At 45.9% G+C, this 22947-nt stretch carries 24 protein-coding genes; 9 read left to right on the top strand and 15 right to left on the bottom strand.

The window, feature by feature from the left end; all coding sequences use genetic code 11:
• Window positions 1-262: 262 nt before the first annotated feature.
• From ACMA1I_RS04710 to ACMA1I_RS04700, 3 genes are all read left to right on the top strand, one after another.
• On the top strand, window positions 263-2614 hold the full coding sequence (locus tag ACMA1I_RS04710) for a TonB-dependent receptor (protein ID WP_337067136.1): 2352 nt from the start codon (window positions 263-265) through the stop codon (window positions 2612-2614).
• 24 nt (window positions 2615-2638) lie between these two features.
• Window positions 2639-3556 carry a DUF4249 domain-containing protein gene (locus tag ACMA1I_RS04705; RefSeq protein WP_337067135.1) on the top strand — a complete coding sequence of 306 codons (918 nt, stop codon included), beginning with the start codon at window positions 2639-2641 and terminating at the stop codon, window positions 3554-3556.
• A 176-nt stretch (window positions 3557-3732) separates the two neighbouring features.
• On the top strand, window positions 3733-4113 hold the full coding sequence (locus ACMA1I_RS04700) for a hypothetical protein (RefSeq protein WP_337067134.1): 381 nt from the start codon (window positions 3733-3735) through the stop codon (window positions 4111-4113).
• Window positions 4114-4178: 65 nt separating this feature from the next.
• Here ACMA1I_RS04700 and ACMA1I_RS04695 read toward each other — a convergent pair whose 3' ends face one another.
• Window positions 4179-4316, bottom strand: coding sequence for a hypothetical protein (locus ACMA1I_RS04695; RefSeq protein WP_337067133.1), 138 nt, complete (start codon window positions 4314-4316; stop codon window positions 4179-4181).
• Between the two features lie 34 nt (window positions 4317-4350).
• Window positions 4351-4878: a hypothetical protein gene (locus ACMA1I_RS04690; protein ID WP_337067132.1), complete on the bottom strand. Its 528-nt coding sequence runs from the start codon at window positions 4876-4878 to the stop codon at window positions 4351-4353.
• 171 nt (window positions 4879-5049) lie between these two features.
• On the opposite strand from ACMA1I_RS04690, the gene ACMA1I_RS04685 reads away from it, so the two are divergent.
• A complete protein-coding gene (locus ACMA1I_RS04685) occupies window positions 5050-5238 on the top strand; it encodes a hypothetical protein (protein WP_337067131.1) in 189 nt (62 codons plus the stop codon).
• A 100-nt stretch (window positions 5239-5338) separates the two neighbouring features.
• Here the strand turns inward: ACMA1I_RS04685 and ACMA1I_RS04680 are convergent, their stop codons facing one another.
• A complete protein-coding gene (locus ACMA1I_RS04680) occupies window positions 5339-6418 on the bottom strand; it encodes an MBL fold metallo-hydrolase (protein WP_337067130.1) in 1080 nt (359 codons plus the stop codon).
• A 360-nt stretch (window positions 6419-6778) separates the two neighbouring features.
• Here ACMA1I_RS04680 and ACMA1I_RS04675 point away from each other — a divergent pair, with 360 nt between their 5' ends.
• From ACMA1I_RS04675 to pepE, 3 genes are all read left to right on the top strand, one after another.
• Window positions 6779-7009 carry a hypothetical protein gene (locus ACMA1I_RS04675; RefSeq protein ID WP_241738986.1) on the top strand — a complete coding sequence of 77 codons (231 nt, stop codon included), beginning with the start codon at window positions 6779-6781 and terminating at the stop codon, window positions 7007-7009.
• A 149-nt stretch (window positions 7010-7158) separates the two neighbouring features.
• Window positions 7159-7407 carry a hypothetical protein gene (locus ACMA1I_RS04670; protein ID WP_337067129.1) on the top strand — a complete coding sequence of 83 codons (249 nt, stop codon included), beginning with the start codon at window positions 7159-7161 and terminating at the stop codon, window positions 7405-7407.
• A gap of 419 nt (window positions 7408-7826) precedes the next feature.
• Entirely contained in the window at window positions 7827-8546 is a 720-nt protein-coding gene (pepE, locus tag ACMA1I_RS04665; RefSeq protein ID WP_337067128.1) for a dipeptidase PepE, read from the top strand.
• Window positions 8547-8629: 83 nt separating this feature from the next.
• Here the strand turns inward: pepE and ACMA1I_RS04660 are convergent, their stop codons facing one another.
• The 10 genes from ACMA1I_RS04660 to ACMA1I_RS04615 form a co-directional block, all read right to left on the bottom strand.
• Window positions 8630-9079, bottom strand: a complete 450-nt coding sequence (locus ACMA1I_RS04660; RefSeq protein ID WP_337067127.1) for a hypothetical protein — start codon at window positions 9077-9079, stop codon at window positions 8630-8632.
• 7 nt (window positions 9080-9086) lie between these two features.
• On the bottom strand, window positions 9087-9515 hold the full coding sequence (locus ACMA1I_RS04655; protein ID WP_337067126.1) for a hypothetical protein: 429 nt from the start codon (window positions 9513-9515) through the stop codon (window positions 9087-9089).
• A 55-nt stretch (window positions 9516-9570) separates the two neighbouring features.
• The gene (locus tag ACMA1I_RS04650) at window positions 9571-10110 is read right to left on the bottom strand and encodes an RNA polymerase sigma factor (RefSeq protein WP_337067125.1); all 540 of its coding nucleotides are present in this window, start codon (window positions 10108-10110) and stop codon (window positions 9571-9573) included.
• A 122-nt stretch (window positions 10111-10232) separates the two neighbouring features.
• Window positions 10233-10949: a hypothetical protein gene (locus tag ACMA1I_RS04645; RefSeq protein WP_337067124.1), complete on the bottom strand. Its 717-nt coding sequence runs from the start codon at window positions 10947-10949 to the stop codon at window positions 10233-10235.
• Between the two features lie 206 nt (window positions 10950-11155).
• Entirely contained in the window at window positions 11156-12115 is a 960-nt protein-coding gene (locus ACMA1I_RS04640; RefSeq protein WP_337067123.1) for a transketolase family protein, read from the bottom strand.
• Window positions 12116-12204: 89 nt separating this feature from the next.
• A complete protein-coding gene (locus tag ACMA1I_RS04635) occupies window positions 12205-13602 on the bottom strand; it encodes a vWA domain-containing protein (protein WP_337067122.1) in 1398 nt (465 codons plus the stop codon).
• A gap of 72 nt (window positions 13603-13674) precedes the next feature.
• A complete protein-coding gene (locus ACMA1I_RS04630) occupies window positions 13675-14532 on the bottom strand; it encodes a transketolase (RefSeq protein WP_337067121.1) in 858 nt (285 codons plus the stop codon).
• 634 nt (window positions 14533-15166) lie between these two features.
• A complete protein-coding gene (gene bcp / locus ACMA1I_RS04625; protein ID WP_337067120.1) occupies window positions 15167-15619 on the bottom strand; it encodes a thioredoxin-dependent thiol peroxidase in 453 nt (150 codons plus the stop codon).
• 5 nt (window positions 15620-15624) lie between these two features.
• Window positions 15625-17520, bottom strand: coding sequence for a M23 family metallopeptidase (locus ACMA1I_RS04620; protein ID WP_337067119.1), 1896 nt, complete (start codon window positions 17518-17520; stop codon window positions 15625-15627).
• Complete coding sequence (locus ACMA1I_RS04615; RefSeq protein WP_337067118.1) at window positions 17507-18118, bottom strand: fumarylacetoacetate hydrolase family protein; 612 nt, start codon at window positions 18116-18118, stop codon at window positions 17507-17509. Before ACMA1I_RS04615 ends, ACMA1I_RS04620 begins: the two co-directional genes overlap by 14 nt.
• A gap of 695 nt (window positions 18119-18813) precedes the next feature.
• On the opposite strand from ACMA1I_RS04615, the gene ACMA1I_RS04610 reads away from it, so the two are divergent.
• Together ACMA1I_RS04610 and ACMA1I_RS04605 are read left to right on the top strand one after the other, a co-directional pair.
• Complete coding sequence (locus ACMA1I_RS04610; RefSeq protein WP_337067117.1) at window positions 18814-19611, top strand: M48 family metallopeptidase; 798 nt, start codon at window positions 18814-18816, stop codon at window positions 19609-19611.
• Window positions 19612-19929: 318 nt separating this feature from the next.
• Window positions 19930-20529, top strand: coding sequence for a hypothetical protein (locus ACMA1I_RS04605; RefSeq protein WP_337067116.1), 600 nt, complete (start codon window positions 19930-19932; stop codon window positions 20527-20529).
• Window positions 20530-20654: 125 nt separating this feature from the next.
• On the opposite strand, the gene ACMA1I_RS04600 is transcribed toward ACMA1I_RS04605, so the two are convergent.
• The gene (locus ACMA1I_RS04600) at window positions 20655-21467 is read right to left on the bottom strand and encodes a 3'-5' exonuclease (protein ID WP_337067115.1); all 813 of its coding nucleotides are present in this window, start codon (window positions 21465-21467) and stop codon (window positions 20655-20657) included.
• Between the two features lie 20 nt (window positions 21468-21487).
• A complete protein-coding gene (locus ACMA1I_RS04595) occupies window positions 21488-22867 on the bottom strand; it encodes a UDP-N-acetylmuramate--L-alanine ligase (RefSeq protein WP_337067114.1) in 1380 nt (459 codons plus the stop codon).
• Window positions 22868-22947: the final 80 nt, after the last annotated feature.

Raw genomic sequence — 22947 nt, 5'->3', positions numbered from 1 at the left:
GAATTTTGTTTGCTCCAATGACCTCACAGTGTCTTTCAGACCTGCGAGCGTCTGCTGCAATAGCTTCGGCTGTAATTTCTAATTTTGAATTAGGCGTAGCCTGTAATTCTTCTAATGAAAATGGCCTTCTGGAGGCCTTTTAGCTGCTTAGAGGCTGTGGGTAGTTGTGTTTTGAATAATTTAAGTATTTAACTGGATAAATATGGCATATATATTGTAGATTCAATATCTATTCCACCTGTTTCTATCATCCGGTTATATCATGAGAACACTTTTTACTTTTTTGCTGCTGCTGAGCAGTGTCGGCGCATTATTTGCCCAGAGCAAGCACACCGTGAGTGGCTATGTGCACGAAAAGGGGAGCGGAGAAACGCTGATTGGAGTAGTGGTTTACCAACCGGGCACCAGCAACAGCGCCACCACCAATACCTACGGCTTTTACTCCCTCACCTTGCCAGCTTCGGATTCTCTGGCTCTCACCTTTGCCTTGGTCGGTTACATGCCGGTGGTTCAGAAAGTAGCGCTGAAGCAAAGTTTAGAACTTAACATAGAGTTGCAATCGAACGCATCTCTCGGCGAAGTAGAAGTAATCGGGAACCGGGTGCAGCGGGTAAGCGAGTCGGTGCAGATGAGTTCGATCGACATCCCGATTTCCCAGATCAAAGACATTCCCATGCTGCTCGGTGAGAAAGATGTGATGAAGGTGCTGCAACTCATGCCAGGCGTGCAGAAAGGCAGCGAAGGCAACAGCGGCATTTATGTGCGCGGCGGTGGCCCGGATCAAAACCTGATCATTCTCGACGATGCCACTGTGTACAATGCCTCACACCTTTTCGGATTTTTCTCGCTCTTTAACGGCGATGCGCTTAAAAGTGTGGAACTGACGAAAGGTGGATTTCCGGCTCGCTATGGCGGGCGGCTTTCGTCTGTAATCGAACTTAACATGAAAGAGGGTAACAAGGAAGAACTGCATGGCGAAGGTGGCATCGGTCTTATTTCATCCAGGCTTATGCTGGAGGGGCCGATCAAAAAAGGCAAATCGTCTTTCCTGATAAGTGGCCGCCGCACCTATGCCGATATAATTGCCCGCCCCTTTATGAACCTCGAAGATGGCACGGCCGGCTACTATTTCTACGACCTCAACACAAAACTGAATTACGACTTTGGCCAGAAAAACAAGCTCTATTTGAGCGGCTACTTTGGGCAAGACCGTTTTTACTATAACGAAAAGTACAACAGCAGTAAAATGAGGGGCGGCCTCGATTGGGGCAATGCAACGGGCACCCTGCGTTGGAACCACCTTTTCAACGACAAGCTTTTTGCCAACACCTCGCTTATTTTTAGTCGCTACCGGTTTAAAATTAATGTGAAGGAGGAGTTTAGCGATGGTGACAAATATGAGCTACAGTACTTTTCTGGCATACAGGATTTGTCCTTGAAATATGATGTCGATTACATGCCTAACCCGCAACACGCTATCAGGGCAGGTTTCCAGACTACATTTCACCGGTTTCAGCCAAGTGCCCTGGTGGTAAAAGACACAGAACTGAATCAGCTCGAGCGGGAAGGCAAAAACATAGACGGGGTACAGTCGGCGGTGTACATCGAAGACACATTTAAACCCATGCCTGGTTTGCGCCTGAATGCAGGCTTCCGGTTGAGTCACTTTGCTGCCAAAAGCAAAAGTTACTTAATGCCAGAACCTCGCTTGGCTGCTGCATACAACATCTGGGACGATTTTGCAGTGAAGGCCTCTTACGCCCAGATGAACCAGTACGTGCACCTGCTCAGCAACACCGGCATCGGGTTGCCAACCGACCTGTGGGTGCCAACTACGGATCTGGTGGCACCACAGCAATCGCGGCAGGTAGCAGCAGGCTTTGCCAAAGATTTCAAAGAGAAAGACATTGCCCTTACAGTAGAAGGGTACTACAAAAAATCGCAGAACATTATCGGCTATAAAGAGGGTGCGAGTTTTATGATGATAGATGACCCTGAGACGGCAGAAGAAGTGAAGTGGGAAGACAACATAACCAGTGGCCAGGCTTGGTCTTATGGCGCAGAGTTCTTGCTGCAGAAGAAGGTCGGCCGTTTCTCAGGCTGGATTGGCTATACTCTCTCCTGGACACAGTTACAGTTCGACTCGCTCAATTTCGGGCAGAAGTTTTACGCCCGCTACGACCGCCGCCACGACTTTTCTCTGGTAGGAATCTATAAACTTAGCGATCGCGTTACGTTTTCCGGCACCTGGGTGTACGGAACCGGCAACGCTATTACCATGCCTGTTGGCCATTTTGATGCTTACCCCAATAATCCTTCTAAAAGCAACCATGGTGGCTCTATGTATTGGCAACGCGCATCCGACTACGGCGAGCGAAACGGCTATCGTATGGCAGCTTACCACCGAATGGATATAGGCGTGCAGTTTCATAAACCGAAACGATGGGGTGAGCGCACCTGGGAGATCAGTTTTTACAACCTCTACAGCCGCAAAAATCCTTTCTTCTACTACTTATCGGAAGAGTACAGCAACGGGAACCACAGCGAAACCAAGCTAAAACAAGTGTCTTTGTTCCCGATAATACCATCGGTTAGTTACGGATTTAAATTTTAATAGCCGCACCTTATTCTGCACCTCATGAAACCCACTTTCTTCCATAAAACCAACATAGGACAGTTGTTGCTGCTCCTGTTCAATGTTTTCGCCTTGTCAGCTTGCGAAGAAGATGTAACCAACATCAAGGATCTGGACTTAAGCCCTAAGCTGGTAGTTACTTCCTTTATTTCGCCACAAGACTCTCTTTTGATCGTGCGGTTACAAACTACCCAGCCCGCCATTGGTAAAACGCTCAGCGACGAGGAACGAAAGGTAAAAGATGCCACTGTTACGATGTCGGATGGAGCCAAGACAGTGGCGCTGGCCTATAACACAGGCATGAACCGCTACCAGACAGAAGCCGGGAATTTGGTGCTTGCCCCGGGCAGAACCTATACCCTAAAAGTAAATACGCCTGCCGGCTCTACTGCAGAAGCCTCGTGCATTATACCAGATCCTGCCAACGTGCAGATTACGGAGATGAATTACACCAGCACCCGTGAAACAAACGAATACCAGCAGCAGGATTACTACCGGTACGAACTGAACTACAAATGGCAGGATGCACCTGGCGTAACTAATTACTACCATGCGCTCGCTTACATGAAATACAAGGTGCAGCTATGGCCCCAAACAGTTGACCATGTAAATGATATTTACCCAGTTCTGAGCACTGGCAACCTGGTCAAAGACGAAAGCGCAGTAAACAATATGTTGCAGTCGCCGACCTTTACACTCCACGGAAACCAGGATGGCCCTGTACCCAAGCCCTATTACCTGCACGCGTACCTTATGGTAACAGACCGGCATTACTATCTGTACCATAAATCTATTCTGGAGCAGCAGGATATAGATGGTAACCCTTTTGCAGAAGCTAAGTTTATTTATTCCAACATGGTAGGCGCTCTGGGTGTGTTTGGAGCGTATTACCGGCTGGAGGCATCAAAAGAGATCAGGTAAGGACGAGAGAGCAGGTAATTGGAGCCGATTTGCCAGGTTAGCCAAAAGGTAGATTAAAAGAAAGATTGTACAGATAGCTCAGTTTTTACGTTATAGGAAAATGGCGCTTACTTCCGATGCATTAGATTCGGATTAGGGCTACGTATAATGAACTATGAAATTTAAACTAACTACCTATGGCGACCAGCACATCGTATGATGATTTACTAAATACCAAGCAAAAGAAACTGGCCTTTTTCCAGAATATTCTTTTAGTGGCCATTGCCGACAGAAATGTGGATGAGCAGGAAAGTGACTTCCTGGTTTCGCTTGGCAATCAGTTACAGCTATCAGAGGAGGATACTCTGCCCATAACTGATAACCTGTCTGTGCTATCGTTTATTATTCCGGAAGACGGTTTGCAAAAAACGGTAGAGTTGCAAACGCTTGTAATGATGATGTTACAGGATGACGAACTGGAAGAGCGGGAATACAACTTGTGTCTGGAATATACCCGCCGGATTGGGTATAGCAAAGACATACTAGACGATATGATAGCCCAATTAAGAAAGACTTAATTAAAAATGCAAAAGGCGAGGAGTGTTGTAAAATGCTCCTCGTTTTTTTGCCAAAGTTCCGCTTTTTAGCAAGATACGAAATCCTGAAACCAAAAACCTGTGTCGTAAGCTGCCTCAGTGTCAGCAGAAACACCGTACTGCATCAGCACCTTTTCTCCCAGCTCGAACTGTACCGGGGCCTCAAAAAGGGGGCTGTTAAGCACAAACGTATGAAGTTTCCGTTCTCACCGCAAGGGTCTACACCCGCCGGTAAATCTTCCAGAAAGCGTTCATCCAGCAAGCGTCCTGTAAACGACTTATCGAGCAAGCAATTACACTTACTACCACCGCCTGAAAGCCTTGTTCCAGAAACTCCCGAACCAAACGCTGAGTAGGGCTATTCCACCATAAAGGAGAAACAGCCTGAAGCCCTACTTTTGCCAGTTGCTGCTCCCGGTCGTTGCGCAGGTCCTGCAGGTTTATATCCCCGAATTTGTCATACCTAATACCTTCCTGCTGCTGCAATGTGTGCAGGGTGATTTCAGTAATGTTGTTATAAGTATCAATATTGGCATCTTCGGGCAAGAACATTTGCTGAAGTGGCAAACCCATTTGCCTTGCCTGTTGCTCCAGTAGGTGCTGTCGGACTCCGTGCATGGTAATGTGCTGGGTAGTGCTGCCGAGTATGGTCAGCAGACAATCAATGGTATAGGTGCCACCTTGTAAAATCCGGCGCAGACACAAGGCAGAGTCTTTGCCGCCACTCCAGTTAAGCACACTTTTCATATAAATAACTTTATATTGAAGTTCGAAATTAGACTTTCTATCAAAGGGGGCAGTAGCCGGTGGAGAAATTTTATGCCTTCCGCCAGCCAGCACTAACTCAGAATCGTAAAATGTGTAAGAGCTTTAGCAAAAAAGCTTCTGAATCTGGATTAAAAAAAGAAAGGAGAAATTATGCCACAAGGAGATAAATCTGCTTATACAGATAAGCAAAAGCGAAAAGCAGAGCACATTGAAGAAAGCTACGAGAAAAGAGGCGTGAGCCGCGAAGAGGCAGAAAAAAGAGCCTGGGCCACTGTAAATAAACAAGATGGCGGAGGTAAAAAAAGTGGCTCGGGCAGAGCCAGTCATAAAAAAGATTAAGCTGGCTTAAACTTCACTTTTATACTCTTCAAAATCGAAGATCTTACTTAAGTCCCTAAAAAGAACGGGACCTGATGTACTACATCAGGTCCCGTTCTTTTTAGGGATAATTGTTAGTGTAAGCGTTCGGATTGTCTTCTTCTATAGTAACGGCATAAGGTGCTCCGGAAGTAGGTCTGTTGTGGTACAGGATGTTCTTGCGGGTGGCAGCTTGTTTTTTTTGTTTGTTCCAAAGTACAAGAGCCACTCCTGCGGCAGATAGTAACCCTACGGTGAGCAAGGTTTTGCCTATAGGGTTGCCTACAGGCGGTGGCACCGTTACCACGCCCTGCTCATTGGCAATAGCGGGTTCGGCTACATACCGACCTTGTTTAGGCACAGCCATTGCTCTGAAGTTCGAAGCTAATGCACGTAACTGTTCTTGCAGGTCTTGCCCCTGAATGGGCATACCGTGGCCAGTAGCCGCTATTTCCGGCTGCAGGCTAGCTAATTTTTCTACCGATCGTTGTGCACTTATCCAGTCGGGGGTAAAGTAGGCCGGTGGACCATGCACCTCCCGCTTCTGTGTCATAACCGACGTTACAGACTCCCCGTGTCTTGTTACAAAGGCATCGCCTGCCAGCAATACGCGGTCGTATTCTCTGTAAAAAGAAACGTGGCCTGGCGTATGGCCAGGAGTTTCGATCCACCTCCAATCCGGTAGACCTGGAATGGTGCCATCGTCTGGAAGGAGCTCAATGTTAGAGGTAATATCAATTGGTTTTTTAGGATACATAAACGATAAATATGCCATACCTCCACCGCCAACGCTTGGGTCGGGTGGTGGGTAGTTCGACAAACCAGTTAGGTAAGGCAACTCCATATTGTGAGCATACACAGGCACATCCCACTCCAGAGCAAGCTCTTTTAGTGCACCCACATGGTCGAAGTGGCCATGGGTGAGCAGAATGGCCTTTGGCCAGTTGAATTTGCCGAAAAGCTCCTCGGCCGCCTTCTTGATTTTAGAGGCTGAGCCATACATGCCGGCATCTACCATAACCCAGGAGTCAGCTTCGCCCGGAACAGATGGCGCTTTAATAAAATAGAGGTTAACAAATACTGTTTTCAATCCCCACACGCCTGGGGCTACATAAAAAGTATGCTTGCTGCCAGTATTTGTCAGATCATAGTTTGTTTGCATGAGAATGTGTCATTTTATTAAAAAATTATGAACCGCAACGGCTTTTATTACGGCTCAGAAACGAAAGTGGCTAAGACTTATGCCGGTTCTGGGGCAAAACTGACAATATATTTTTGCGAACATGATTTTTGATATCTAATATATTTTTCGTAAATATCAGTTGTAATCAATTCAGTAGTAAACTGCCTACCAAAGAACCAAGTGCCTTACTCCAATACAAAGATCGAGGCACAGTATTTGAGAGGTATGTTTCTAAAGAATTTACAATTTAACCGATCAATATTTCCTGCCTTACAGGAATTTTTTATCTTTCTGAAAAGTTGAATAGATATGGTAAACTTATTTGTACCCCCAAGCTATATGATGGTTTACGCAAAGTGCGTAGATGCGTCGCGACCAACGTTCGAACCAGAAGAGTGGATTGAGGAAGGCAAAGTATACCCGGTAAAGCACTTCACGGAGCCAATTAACCAGGGCGAAGGTTTTGCGGTTACAATTCTGGACGAAGATGGCGTAGAAATTCACCCATCGTCTTCACACTGGAGTTTTGCTTCGCATCGGTTTGAACTTTACACCCTTCACCTGAATTAAATCAAAATCAGGATATCTACGTTTAAACCTAAAAGGCTGCTCTGGCAGCCTTTTTTGCTATTATATAGGCAAAGCCTGTAGCTGCTACTGTTTAAATCTAAGTGAGCAACGTATGCGAGACTATGGGCTTAATGAAAAATTAAAATTTTATGTTCAGTGCAGAAGAGTTTAACAACCTGCCCCCACTCATGCAGGCAGAACTGGTGTTGCAGGAGGGGCATTATCTGCATCACCGGATTAAGGGTTGGTGTAAAATAGATTTATATTGGCTTTATGATTTTTACGTGGAGCTGTGGTTTTTCTATGATCTGAAGAGCATCGGCCTCGTACGTGCTTTAACCAGTCATAGCGCCCTGGAGCCTTACCTGGAAACCATTCATCTGAAGGTAAAAACCTAATACTCTTCTAACTGCAGAATCATAACTCATGTGGTGAACATGCCTCACACTTACTGATAGGTAATTGAATCTGAAAAGTTAAACTGCAATATCATAGTCTTATGCCTGGTACCGGCTTCTCATCTTAAAGGCCTTAGCAGTAACAGGTAGCTTTTGCCTCCGGAAGGCACATTTTATTAGAATAATCAAGTGGGCGCATACCCCTCTAAGTTGAAAGCTAAGGATGGCTCACAAGAGGAGAGGAGATTATTAAAAACTAGCACTGATCCCCTAGGATCTAAAGCGTGAAAAAGCCTCCGGAAGGCCTTTTTCATTAGAATAATTTCAGCCTATAGGTATAGCTCGCGCAGGTGTGACTAAGTAAGGCCTCGTCCGCAGCAGAAAAATATCTAACTTGCGCCATCATTATATTTACAAGTATGAGCAGAAATTTATTGTTGGTAAGTACCTCCACCACCCACGGTACCGCTTATCTGGAACATTGTGAAGCAGAGATGAGAGCGCTTTTCGAAGGCAAAACAACCGTTCTTTTCATTCCTTTTGCGAGGCCAGGCGGTATTTCGCACGCAGCCTATACCGCTAAAGCCAAAGAAGGGTTCGACCGGATCGGGATTGAATTGAAAGGAATTCATGAGTTTAAAGACCCGGTAGCGGCGGTACAGCAGGCAGAAGGTATTTTTATTGGCGGTGGCAACACCTTTTTGCTTTTGAGACAGCTGTATATGCAGCAACTGGTAAAGCCTATACAGGAGCGTGTACAAAAAGGGATGCCATATATGGGCACCAGTGCCGGTACCAATGTTGCCGGTCGCACTATTGGTACTACCAACGACATGCCTATCGTTTTTCCTAAAACTTTTGATGCGCTGCAGCTGGTGCCTTTCAACATTAACCCACATTACCAGGACCCTGAGCCAGACTCTACACACATGGGCGAAACGCGCGAAACCCGCATACAGGAGTTTCATGTGCATAACACGCAACCGGTGGTTGGCCTGCGGGAGGGAAGCATGCTACAGGTAAAAGGCGAAAAGCTGCAACTGTTGGGCCCACATACAGCCCGGGTGTTTTTGCAGGGCCTGAAGCCTCAGGAATTTAAACCGAGCGAGGATATAAACTTTTTATTGGAAGCTGTTTAACCGATCTTCCAACCCATCAACAACAGCAGAGGCCGCTTTCTATAGAAGGCGGCCTCTGCTGTTGTTGATGGTAATAGTATGTGCTATTGGTGCTGTGGTTTGTGGTCGAGCTTTTTGAGGAGCATTTTTGTGAACTCACGTTCTCCTTTGTAAAGCTGTGCGAGCTGCCTGGTTGAAATAACACGCTGGTATTTGGCAGCGTATTCCTGCTCCAGATTCAGCTCTTTTTGCTTCATTACAAACAAGTCCTCTACCATGGTTTTTACCTCCTGGTCGCTCATCTCCTCTATCTTTTTGCGGTGGCTCCCTTTGTAGGAGTGGTATATTTCGCGGCGCTTGTTTTCAAACTCTTTGTAAACAGGCCAGAATTTTTGTGCCTGGTCTGGGGTTAAAGCCATTTTATCTGTCAGAAAAGCGACTTTTGCACTTTCCACGTTTTCGCGCCTGTCTTTCTCATTATCGGTCTGAGCCATGGCGGTAGTTCCGGCCAGGCAACAGATAAAGAGAAGTAAAAGGGTGATATACTGTTTCATGGGTGTATTAATAGTTTAAATTACTCAGTTGGTAATATTCCAACTCCTTTTCAGCCGTTTCCGGACTAATGTTTATAAAGTCGGAGGTTAGCTCCTGCTTGGTCAGGTTAAGTTCTTCAAAATCTGATGTTTCGAGGTCTACATAGGCAGTACTTAGATAAGCTACAATTTCGGTGTCGGCCAGCACGGTAGCGTAAGCGTTTATATCGACCTGCTTTTGTTCCTGCTGCATATTTAAAAAGAACACGCTTCCGAACAAGAGCAACAGCACAAGTGGTGCCAAAGCTAAGCGCACCGGTTTCCAGTAAGAGAATGCCGGGCTTGCCACACCCGCTCCCTGGTGGGCAGTTCGCTCCATTACCTGCTGGGGGAGGCGGTCGAAGTAGCCCTCAGGCACCTTGTAAATATTATGTTTAGGTATATTATTTAGCTTCATCTCTCGTCACATTTACCTCACTCTATTTTGTTAGATAGAAAAAGGTTGTAATAGTTTAATCGTTTTTCAGAAATTCCTCTATTTTTTTTGCGGCCAGGTGGTAAGAGGCTTTTAAAGCACCTACCGATGTGCCCAAAATTTCTGAAATCTCTTCATATTTAAGTTCATCGTAGTAGCGCATGTTAAAGACCAGGCGCTGCTTGTCGGGCAAACGGAGCAACGCCTTCTGAAGTTTAAGCTGTATCTCATCGCCGGAGATTTCCGGGGAGGTATCTATTTTGTTTGCAAGTTCTTCGGTGATGTCTAGTATGGGCAGAAAAAACCGTTTACGTTTGCTCGATAAAAAGGTAAGGCACTCGTTGGTGGCAATGCGGTACACCCAGGTGTAGAGTTGTGCATCCTGCCGGAAGTTCTCCAGGTTTTTCCAGACTTTAATAAAAACCTCCTGCGTAAGATCATCGGCATCGTCGTGGTCGATCACCATCTTCCGGATGTGCCAGTAAATTTTCTGCTGGTACTTCCGGATAAGCTGGTTAAACGCCATGTTTCGGCTGTCGGGGCTGGCGAACTTCTCTAAGATCTCGTTGTCTTCCACGGGGTGTCGGTACTGAGAGGGGTAGTGCTTCTAAATTTAAAGTGAAATGATTAACCGGTAAAAAATGATCAGGTACTAAATTGCTCTGCCTGCTGAACAAATGGTTTATGCCGGTTTTGTTCTTATTTATTTGTTCTGATAATAACAACGCCGTCAGCAAATTTCATGTCGCCATATTGCTTTACAGCCTCTTGGCCAAAGAGGGTTTTTCTGGTAAAAGTGCCTGGTTTGAGCTTAAGTTTTTGTAATCCGGTTCTGTCTGTGATGGTCCCATCTACATCATATAGCATAATTTCTTTCGGCTCTGTGCTGTACACCGTCTTTTCTGATGGCATATGCTCTTCTCCGTACAGCTTTACCTCCAGGTAGTTCTCTAAAAGTCCCTCATACATTGTGCCAGTAAAATCCTCAAAAGTGACGCTGGCTACTTTAGAGGGATTTATATCGGGAATTTCATTATGATGATAAAGTGTGCCGTTGTACCGCAACTTTGCTTTTTGCTCAAAGTACGTCAGAACCGGATGCGCTTTCTCTTTTACATCGATCTGCATGGTCAGGTGGTCTGGGCTTTCTTGTAGGCTCCTGACAGGTTTCATTATGATCTCTTCCGGCTTGAATAGCGACAGCACCTCTATGGAAGTCTTGTGTTCATCTACAATGGCCGAGAGGTCTGTAGATTCATATTTTTGAATTGGCTGTTTTGTGACGGAAACCCGACGAACAACGGTGTGCACTGTGTCGTTGTTTTGAGCCAGTGCAGCTGTTACCGGAACAGAAGCAGTAAGTACAAGCAGGTAGAGCCCTGTTCTGGTGCCTAGGAGCAAAGGAAATGGAGGCATACATTTTAAGTTACGGCACACACAAATTATTCAAATGAAAAGGCTCTTCCAGAGCTGATTTTAACCAAAAGAGGGCAGGGCCTCGGCTTTTAACGTTGAGCTTTACAGCCTATTGCCGGAGGAGTAGAAATTTATATTCTTTCAGCTAAAACAAAAAGAGGCTGCCCTTTGCTAAGGTACAGCCTCTTTTGATGTTCTGGTAGCGCTTACTGCTGCTTGCGGGCGATTACGCGCTCGGCAGCTGCTACTATGTCATTTTCTGTTAAGCCATATTTTTCCATCAGTTGGTCTGGGGTACCGCTTTCACCAAAAGTATCGTCGGTGGCAACGTACTCCATAGGCAGTGGCGTGTTGCGCACGAGCAACTGGGCAATGCTATCGCCAAGGCCGCCTAAACGGTTGTGCTCCTCAGCAGAAACCACACATTTGGTTTTTGCTACTGATGCTAATACTGCAGCTTCGTCGAGTGGTTTAATGGTGTGGATGTTTATAATTTCGGCGCTGATGCCTTTCTCTGCCAAAATATGGCCAGCCAGAATAGCTTTCCATACCAGGTGGCCGGTAGCGAAAATACTTACGTCAGTTCCTTCGTTGAGCATTACTGCTTTACCAATTTCAAATTTCTGATCGGCAGGCGTAAACACCGGAATTACCGGACGGCCAAAACGCAGGTAAACTGGGCCCTCGTAGTCAGCTATGGCGATGGTGGCAGCCTTAGTCTGGTTATAGTCGCAAGGGTTAATTACGGTCATGTGCGGCAACATTTTCATCATGCCAATATCTTCCAGAATCTGGTGGGTGGCACCATCTTCACCTAAGGTAAGGCCAGCATGCGAAGCGCAGATTTTTACGTTCTTGCCAGAGTAGGCAATAGACTGACGGATCTGGTCGTATACACGGCCTGTGGAAAAGTTGGCAAATGTACCTGTAAACGGAATTTTACCACCAATCGTCAGACCGGCTGCAATGCCCATCATGTTGGCTTCGGCAATACCGATCTGGAAAAAGCGCTCTGGGTTTTCTTTTATGAAGTCGCCCATTTTAAGAGAGCCCACAAGGTCAGCGCAAAGGGCCACCACATTTGGATTAGTCCTGCCAAGTTCCAGTAAACCTGCTCCAAATCCGGAACGGGTGTCTTTTTTCTCTGAATAAGAATACTCTTTCATTTGTATGATTGTTCTTAAAGGTCAGATGGAATTTGCATGTCGTGGCGGTTCATCCTGTACTGCTGATTTCCGTGACATGCTCCTTTCATTTATCTGTTGAAAATTTTTACGGTTGTTGTTGCGCCTGATCTTATCGTGAAGTCTTTCACATCGGTGTATTTACTCGCATGGGCGGATTTCATGCGGTAAACTAGTTTATAGTTGCCTGGTTGTAAGGCCAGGGTAGTTTTACTGCTTTGCTCTGGCAGGTTATGTATCCACTGCTGCGATCCGTCGTCGCTTATGCTGTAAATACTGCCGTAACCTTGCAGGTCAGTGGGTATGTTCAGCTGACCTGGTGCCGGTATGGAGATGGTAGTGGGTTGCCCCTGTTTTATCTCCACTTCTTTCATGTAAATCCGGGGCAGGGTGTGCAGCTCCAGATCGTATTTGCCCACCAGGTATTTGTGTCTACTCCCGAAATACTGCACGTGTAAGGTGCTTTCTGAACCAGCAAGATTTACCACCGCTGCCAACTGCCCATACGGCGACGGACCATCCTGGCGCAGGTAAAGCTCACCTTGCGGTGCCTTTACCGGAAACACATTGTGCCTGCCAGGCTTAATATGGAGGCTTCGCGCTACAACTGGCGGTGTGGTATGCACAACCAGGTCGTATGGCAACAGGGCATCAATATCGAGCTTATCAGATTTACCGGCCGCATCTTTGTAATGCACAAAATTGTACTCGGGTACACCTGTGAGCGCGTTCACAAACGTCATGTTCACGTTGCTTTCGGTTGGCCTGCCAGCCTCATCTACCAGGTCTACCGTTACAGTAGTTGGCGACAGGGTCTGGAGCACAATCTCGGTGAGCACGTTCTGGAACGTACGCACATCGGCTGCATTAAAATACTGCCCGATGCAATTAAGCTGTTGTACCTGCTCTGCCTCAATTCCGATTCCGATTACAAACGGCCTAAGGAAAATTCGCTTGCGTTGTAGCGCAAGGGAGGTTGCGCAAGGGTCGCCTTTACAGGATTCCAGCCCATCAGTTATCAGAATAACCACGTTACGGGCACCTTTCTCATCCGGAAAATCGTTCGCCGACTGCTCCAGCGAATACGTGATAGGTGTGTTGCCACGCGGCACAATCTGCGCCAGCTTTTTCTGTATCGCCTCCTTGTTGTTGGCGGCAAACGGAACTTCCAGGCGGGTATCTTTACACTCGTTGCGTTCCCGTCCGAACTGGTGGCCATACACACGCAGGGCTACCTCCAGGTTTTGGTACTGTTGCAACGAGTCTGTGAGCCCGGCCAGCAGTTTTTTGGCAACCTCCATGCGGTCGCTGCCTTCCCACTTGGCCAACATGCTGCCCGATGCATCGAGCAGAAAGAGAATACGCGTAACAGGCTGTTTCTGCTTTGGTTCCTGGGCAATGCATGGCCTTGCCGCTGCCATCAGCAGCAGTAGGCAAAAGAGGGCAATTATGCTACGCCAGTGTGTCATGCTGCCATTTCAGGACCTGTAAAACATGCAGAGCCAACCGGCTCAAGGCACAGCCGGCTCAGCCAGGTTTATCTAGTAATCAGAAGCAGCCTCTACAGCTAACTGTTGCAGGGCAACCTGCAATTGCTCGTCGTTAGGAGCTACACCGTGCCATTTATGAGACCCCATCATAAAGTCTACACCAAAGCCCATTTCGGTATTCATTAGAATAAGCACAGGTTTGCCTTTGCCAGTGGCCGCTTTTGCCTCTGCCAATGCAGGTAAAAGTGTTTCGAAGTTGTTGCCGTCTGCTTCCAGCACGTGCCATCCAAAGGCTTCGAATTTTTTGCGCAGGTCGCCATGCGAAAGAACTTCTTCGGTAGATCCATCTATCTGCTGACCGTTTAAGTCTACAGTGGCAATAATATTATCTACTTTGTTATGTGGGGCAAACATAATCGCCTCCCATACCTGTCCTTCATCCAGCTCGCCATCGCCCATCAGCACATAGACTAAGTTAGGGTCGTTGTTCAGTTTCTTGGCAAGCGCAGCACCAATGGCTACAGACAAACCTTGGCCAAGTGAGCCGGAAGCAACACGAATGCCTGGCAGTCCTTCTTCAGTGGCCGGGTGACCCTGCAGCCTGGAGTTCAGTTTACGGAATGTGGCAAGCTCGCTTACCTCAAAGAAGCCGGCGCGCGCCAGAGTGCTGTAGAAAACTGGCGAAATGTGGCCGTTGGAGAGGAAGAAGAGGTCTTCGCCTTTACCATCCATAGTAAAGTCGGTGCTGTAGTTCATTACGCTAAAATAAAGCGAAACAAAATAATCTGTACAGCCCAGGGAGCCACCCGGGTGACCGGAATTTACAGCATGTACCATTCGCACGATATCACGACGCACTTGTGACGCAATCTGCTTTAGTTCTTCAGTGCTTTTGTTGTGTGGATTCACTTCGATAGATTTCGTTAAAAATTATTAGTGTCAAAAATACAAATATTATTGTAAAGTGCTAACTATGAGACAAAATATGCGCTTTTTATTTGCATTATCTATTTGTTTCATAGCCAAATGACTTAAAATAGGTATTGCTGAAGCGGTTCAGCAACAGTTTAGTTCGTTCGTTAAATATCTGAATAACTTTGTTTTCCTACAATCTTATACTGAAAACTCTTAAAACTTTATCTGGCTGCTGCTTTAAATGACCCGCAGAAATAGCTTTTCGGTAGCTACAAGTAGAAAGGTAGCTACCAAGGTACCTCGCTAAACTTTATCTTGTTTTTATAAAGTATTGATACACAATTATAAAAAAAGTTGTGTTGCTCGGTTCTAATTTACCCTAAGGTTAGCTTTAATCAAACTCATTGCTGCAAAAACTAATTAGGGTTTGTATGCTTGCTAATGTAGTGAACCTACTTGAGGTGGCAAATCGCCACGAGTACAAAAAAAGAATCTCTTTCCTAACTACGTGTAGAAAAGAGATTCTTATATGGGTCAATTGTGCTGGGCAATGCAGTATCCAATTCTTCTAATGAAAGGGGCCTTCCAAAGGTATTTATTTGTGATTTAGGCTTAGGGTACTGTAATACTATTTCCCCAGAATCTGGGCGGTGTGGTCGGCAGTTTTTACTTTGGTAATGACTTCCTGAATAACGCCGTTTTCATCTATCACAAAGGTGTACCGCATGGTGCCCATGTACTTTCTGCCGTACATCGATTTTTCCTGCCATACGCCATATTGCTCCACAATTTTTTTGTCGGTGTCTGCTACGAGCGTAAAAGGAAGGCCAAACTTGTTGATGAACTTCTGGTGCGATGCCTCATCGTCTACGCTCACTCCCAGCACTTCATAGCCTTGCGCTTGCAGGGCGCTGTAATTGTCGCGCAAGTTGCAAGACTGTGCCGTGCAGCCAGGGGTGTCATCTTTCGGATAAAAGTAAAGTACCACTTTCTTGCCCCGGTAATCGCTTAATTTTACTGGGTTGCCGTTCTGGTCTTTGCTCTCAAAATCGGGTGCCAGGTCTCCTGTTTTCAGTTCCATAGGTTTTATTGAATAGTTGTCTTATAAATAGCCTCGTTTCCGGCAGTATCTCTTACAGTTAAAGTTACTTCGCCAACCAGAGGTTTACTTTTATCTAATTTTTCTGAGTAAATGGTAGCTGTTTTGTGCTCATACTTCATCAGCAGCCATTCGCCGTTTATGAAGGCGTTAAAGGAGCTGAGCCCGGAAAGGTCGTCGGATATCCGGAACCTGATCTGGGTTCTGCTTTTGCTCAGCAACTTTATCACCGGAGGTTTCTTGTCTTCCAATACTCTGAACTTACCCATGTTTTTGGTGGTAAAGGTGATGGAGTTTCCGTTCCAGGTGCCACCTACAAAACCCCGGCCCCGGCCAAGCCCCATAAAATAGACAAACGCTTTGGACTTGTCTACAATAGGAGTAGAGGGTGTAATGGTTACTTTTATAGATTGGTGCAGTGGTGTAAAATAGTCTCCGATGGTGTATACATCGCCTTCCAGATTGGTCTGCAGGTACAAAGTGTCGTACAGCGAGGCCTTCCCGAATTCAAGTTTTAAGTACTTATTTGAGAACTCCATTTCCTTGCCAGGTAGGATCGCCTTCTGGAAGTAAAGCGGTCTTGAAATACCACAGAAACTCATAGAATCAGGGAAGCCGGCCCGCAGGTCGTAAAGATTTACGGAAACTGAGTTTTTGGTGTAGCTCGGAACGAGCAGCATTTTCCGGTTGCCTTTGTAAAGCTCTACATTGCGCGGGGTGGCAGAGGTATCGGTGGCGCTAATCTTGAGAATATTGCCAATTACTTCGTAGCCTATATTAGGCTCTTTTACCTGCTTTGCCAGCGTCTGCGAAAAACCTGGTTTCTGGCCCTTCAGCACAAAATTGAGCGTAGACGTGTTGTCGTAAGAGTCTTTAGCTACAATGCGGATCTGGTAAGTGGAATCTGGGTGCACATTCAGGCGGCCCCGGTTCTCCGGAGCTGAATACAGCGGCAGGTCGTTACCATAATCTACAAAATTTTTCTGGAAGGTGCGGCCATTGCGTTTATACATGGTGTAATTAATGTGCTGCGACACCTGGCGCGACAATTCAAATGGTACCTTGTCTATATGGTGGTTGTAAATTTGCCGGTTGTTTACGAACACGGTAATGTCCTGTGTGCCGTTTTTGTTGTCAGCGCCATCGAGGCGATCTATGGTCTGTAGCTCCAGCCCCAGCAAGCCATGGCCATACACCGTGTCTGGCAAGATATAGGTGCCACCTGCCTTTTTAGGAATAAACTCTGCTCTGCTAAACTCCTGGTTAATGCGGCCATAAATATTTAAGGGCAGTATGCCTAGCGCATAAATTTCGGGTGGCGTGGTGTCTATAACCTCAGAGAAACCAAACTTAAGCGGGTTGTACAGTCGGTCTTCTTTATCGCGTACCTCAAAGTGTAGGTGCGGACCGCCTGATCCGCCTGTATTACCAGAGAGGGCAATTACATCTCCCTTCTTCACCGTGAACTGATCTGGTTTTGGAAATAGTTCTATCTCAAAGGTTCTTTTGTTGTATTGCTCCTGCAGTACGTGCTCGGCCAGAGGTTCGTAAAACGACAGCAGGTGAGCATAGGTAGTTACCAGCCCGTTGGGGTGGGTAATGTAAATGATATTGCCATACCCGTAAGTCGACATTTTTACACGCGAAATATACCCGTCTGCAGCCGCATGAACATTCAGGCCTTCCCGCTGATCGGTTTTAATATCGAGGCCGCCATGAAAGTGATTGGAACGGATTTCTCCCATTGTGCCCGACAAAAAGTTACGTTGCCCCGGTTTAATAGGAAACATAAAGTAGCCAGGCTGCACCGTAGGCTGCGCCAGAAGAGAAATGGAAGAAAGGGCAAAGGTTATTAAAAGGGGGAGGCGTTTACTTAACTTCAAAATCGAGCAGTTTTTTATCTTCTATAAATCCTTCTAATTTGTCGCCAGTTTTTACAGAAGCCACTCCTTCTGGTGTGCCTGTAAAAATAATGTCGCCGGTTTTGAGCGTAATAAAGCGGGAAATATAAGCCAGCATGTTATCGAAGGTGTTAAGCATCATGCTGGTGTTGCCGTTCTGGCGCAGCTCTCCGTTTACTTTCAGGCTGAAGTTAATGTTGCTGAGGTCGGGGAACTCACTTACCGGCAGAAACTCTGAGATAGGAGCAGAGCCGTTAAAGCCTTTGGCAATGGTCCAGGGCAGACCTTTAGCCTTTGCCTTAGCCTGAATGTCGCGGGCAGTAAAATCTATACCCAAGCCAATGGCATCGTAGTATTTACTGGCAAACTTACTGTCTATGTTCTTGCCTTCGCGGCAAATGCGCAGCGTAAGCTCAATTTCGTGGTGGATGTCGTTGGAGTAGTCTGGGTAATAAAAAGGCTCGTTGTTTCGCAATAAGGCAGTGTCGGGCTTAAAAAATATGACTGGCTCGTCAGGCACCTCGTTCTTCAGTTCTTCAATGTGTGCCGCGTAGTTGCGACCTATGGCTATAATTTTCATATCGGGAGTATCAATTTATCTGATTCCAAAATTAGCCTTTCTAACGTTTGATTGCAGTAAAAAATGTTAGAAATCAACAGAAAGTTTAGGCCGTTTATAGGAGATACTTTATTGTCCGCAAAGGCAAAACCTGCTACGACAGCCGCAAGGGGAGGGGATGTAGGTTGAAAATAGTACCATGTTGAGCCTGCAAAAGCTTAGTGTTAAAAGGCTTACCTATTAATTGAGTCCCCCGCTAATTTTAAACTCACTTTCCTGATCAGAAAAACTGTCAGCTATTACCTTGGCAAGTTGGCTCTAGAAAAGCCTCCGGAAGGCCATTTTCATTAGCAGAATCAAAAAACTATTTCAAGTAAAATATAGTAGTATGCTTCAATTGCAGCAAGAGCTGGTCCTAGCAGGCATGTTAACTGCCTCTCTCCATTTCATTGCGCTATAAGGCTGCATAAGTAGCAGTTAAGAAAGGATGTTCCGGCCGTCTCTGCGATTGTATTCAAAAACTATTTACATCAAAAATATCGTATACACCAACAATTATATTGTACTATAATAAGCGCCGGTAACAGCTTCTATAGCAACAGACGGTCATATTTTTTAGTATTTAATAACTTATATATTTAATTAGGAAAAAGCGGTTTTGTAGTTTTGGTTCAAAATTTGAAACAGTCATCTTAACCGTTTAAAAATTTAAGCATATGTTAAAGCAAATAGTCACTTTTTCGTTAGCCGTAGTAATGTTGGTAGCCTGTACAACGGTTCCCATTACAGGCAGGAGACAATTCAGTCTGGTGCCAGATTCCCAGATGATGGCGCTCAGCTATGATGCATACGACCAGTTTCTGAAGGAAAATAAACTCTCGAACGATGCCCAGGCTACTGCCATGGTAAAAAGAACAGGTCAGCGTATTCAGAAGGCTGTAGAGCAGTACATGGCCCAGAATAACTTATCAAATCAGTTGGATGGGTTTAAGTGGGAGTTTAACCTTATACAAGATGACCAGGTAAATGCCTGGGCAATGGCTGGTGGTAAAACAGTGGTATATACTGGCTTACTTCCTGTTGCTCAAAACGAAACAGGTTTGGCTGTTGTAATGGGGCACGAAATTGCGCACGCTATTGCCAAGCACAGTAGCGAAAGAATGAGCCAGCAGTTGGCTCAGCAGTTTGGTGGTGTTACCCTGCAGGCGCTGGCCAGTACACAACCTCAAACTACGCAGGCGCTCATTAACACCGTATATGGCGTAGGGTCGCAGGTGGGAATGCTGAAATACGGACGAAATCAGGAGTCGGAGGCTGACCACCTGGGATTAATTTTTATGGCTATGGCCGGCTATAACCCGCAGGAAGCAATTCCGTTTTGGGAGCGTATGCAGGCAAAAGCAGGAGGGGCCTCAACACCAGAGTTCCTGTCTACACACCCCAGCTCGGATACCCGTATCAGCAATTTGCGCAGATTAATGCCCGAAGCTCAGAAATACTACAAAGGTAACTAATAGGGGTAGTAGCGAGTTAACTACTGAATATTCAGGGTTTTGCACACTAGGTTTTAATCTAGAGCCTGCCTTACCATGGCCCGAAGAAGGGACTTGTGATAGCTGAATACTTGCTGCAAACTTATAAAACAGCAACTATAGCTTATTACAGCCATTTTTCGGGCCATTTTAAGTTTAATATTATATAAAACTAAATTAAGAATTTATAATACTATATTGCACTGTTAAGTTTTCTATATCAACATGACTATTCCTACCCTTATTCTAAACTGTGCTGTTGCACTGCGCAATAAAACTTTACTTTTTAGCTGTTGCTTCATGTTTTTTATGACGGCTGCCTGTACCAATAGCGAGGGCCTGCCTGAGGAAAGTGATACTGAACTGTTAGATGCCATTGAAGCTGAAGCATCAGCAGACACGGCTGGTGAAGTGGACATACCTGCTGCCAAAAAAGAGTATGATGGGCAATTGCTGGCACAGGTGGTATTCGACTCTGTAGACTATATCGTATCGCGTGAGCAGTTGCTGCAGCCTTTTATTCAGGAGTTTGGAGATGGCACAGTGGTAGATAAAGTAATGATTCGTAAGGTGCAGGACGATAAGAAAAGTGCTCCTGCTTATTATGTTGTTGGAATTGGCCTGCTGAATGGTGCCTTCCGCTCTATGGCCTTGCAACTGGATGTTGCCTCTGACAATAGCCTGTATCTTGGTTCGGCAGCAACAAAATACATCTGCAACGGTACTACCAGCTGTGGCTTCTGCCTTTTTATTTTTAAAGGGAACGAGATTATTGGATGCTCCTGCGATGGCGGCGACCCTTCAGATACAACAAATTGTAAACAGCAGATAACAGAAGGAAATACGTTATTAAAACGAGGGGTTAAACTAAGACGCTACCGCGACCTGACAGAAGGATAAGTGGCCTAAATAAGCTTCTCTATTCGTATAACTTACTCTAAAATCAAAAGAGGCTGCCGGAAGAACAAGGCAGCCTCTTTTGATTTTAGAGCTTGTGTGTTTTTAAACTAGATTTAAACACCTATTTAAGAAATGCTGCTCTGTAAATTCCGAAGCCTGATGCGCGTTAGCACTTTTTTTGTGTAAAGCGGAAAATCTCCTTTCATCATCCAGTCGTAATAGCTTGGCTCCTTTTTCAGGACCTCTTCTACCGGCACGTTGCGGTGCTTTCCAAAGTTAAAAACTTCTTCGCCGGCATTATTATACACAATTCGGCCCGATAGATCGGCCGTTTTCTGGAAGGTGAACTTGTGCAGCTGCGCCATGTCGTTCTGTACCGGATACTCCTCTACTCCCTCCTTTGTCTCCAATGGTGTGTTCTCGTAACGGTCTAGCTGCGCCATTAGAATATGGTAGGTAGCCACTGTGTCGGCCTCCGCACTGTGAGCGTTTTCGAGCTTTTTGTCGCAATAAAATTTGTAAGCGGCAGACAGGGTCCGTTGTTCCATTTGATGGAATACCCGGCACACATCCACAATATTTCGGTTCTCTATATCAAAGTCGATGTTTACGCGAAGAAACTCCTCGGCCAGCAACGGGATATCAAATTTTATCAGGTTATATCCTCCCAGGTCACAGCCTTTCATAAACTGCTCCATATCGCGAGCCACCTGCTGAAAGGTAGGGCAGTCTTTTACATCTTCATCGTAAATATGATGAATCAGACTCGACTCCAGCGGAATAGGAATAGTAGGGTTAATGCGACGGGTTCTTAAAATTTCTTCGCCATCAGGCTTTATTTTAAGCACACTTATTTCCACAATTCTGTCTTTGCAGATGTCGGTGCCGGTGGTTTCAAGGTCGAAGAAAATAATGGGGCGTTTGAGCTTCAGTTTCATAAAGGAGCCAAGGTTTAAAATTAAAGAATTGCCTTAAGAAGCGACTCCAGGTTAAGATTATTAAAAGTGCCTGAGCTCATGAGCAGCAGGTTGGTATTAGACCAGTTTTGGTTATGCAGCTCCTCTTCCAGCACGTCCGAATCTGTAATAACTTGAATGCGTGAGTTGCCGAAGCCTGCTTTTATTTCTTCTTCCGTTAACATTTCCATGCGCTTGTGCGCAATGGTAGCAGGGTTAAAGTATACGATTGGTTTATCAGCCTGGTCTAAAGCAGCTTTGTATTGCGGCAAGAACGCTTTGTTGAGGCTGCTGAACGTATGCAGTTCCAGGCAGGCTACTAAATGGCGTTGCGGGTACTGCCGTTTTACAGCTTCTGTGGTGGCTTTTACTTTAGAAGGAGCGTGAGCAAAGTCACGGAAAACAACAGACTGGCTGTTTTCCCCTATATTCTCCAGGCGTTTGGCGGCGCCTTTAAACGTGCGCAAGGCTTCGTAGAAATCATGGGCTTTTACGCCCAGCTTTTTGCAAACCTCTTTGGCTGCGCTGATGTTGCGCAGGTTGTGCTCACCAAAAAGCTGGATTTCCACATCACCTTCCTTCTTGGTATGTAAGATGGTTTTGCCATGCCTGATGCTGTGCTCATGCACGCCATAGCCAACATAAGCTACTGTTTCGGGTGTTCTAGGTATACTCACCAGCTGGGCTTGCTCATCGTCCTTATCATAAATAAGGGCACCGGCTTTTGGAGTCATTTCGGCAAAAATCCGGAACTGCTCCCTGTACACATCCTGGCTTGGGAATACATTGATGTGATCCCAGCTAATGCCACTGATAACACCAATGTGGTGGTGGTACAAGTGAAATTTTGGTACACGCTTAATCGGGTCAGATAGGTATTCGTCACCTTCGATAATAATGATTGGGGCATCTTCGGTGAGCTTTACCATGCGGTCGAACCCCTGAAGTTGTGCTCCAACGGCATAATCAAATTTTAAATGCTGGTGTTGCAGCACGTGCATGATAAGGGACGTAATAGAGGTTTTGCCGTGGCTGCCCCCTATAACTATGCGCTGTTTGTCTTTGGCCTGCTCGTAAATAAATTCAGGAAATGAGAAAATGGGTAAGCCGAGCTCTTGCGCTTTTAAAAGTTCAGGATTATCTGGGCGCGCATGCATTCCCAGAATAACCGCATCTGGTTTAGCATCTAACTTCTCAGGGAACCAGCCTTCCTGCTCCGGCAGTATGCCGGCCGCTGCCAGTCTGCTTTTGGCGGGTTCAAAAATTTCGTCGTCAGAGCCGGTCACCTTTAAGCCTTTATCATGCAGGGCCAGCGCCAGGTTGTGCATAATGCTCCCCCCAATTGCAATCAGGTGAATATAATTAAATTCCTTTCTCTCCATATGTCGTGCAGGTATTAAAGCAATCTCACAAATTTAGAATTCATTCCCTAAATAAAAATAGGGAACAGGTAATATGTTGA

It is taken from the genome of Pontibacter sp. 13R65 (assembly GCF_047525655.1).
GTDB lineage: Bacteria > Bacteroidota > Bacteroidia > Cytophagales > Hymenobacteraceae > Pontibacter.
This window is presented reverse-complemented; position numbering and strand designations above follow the sequence as displayed.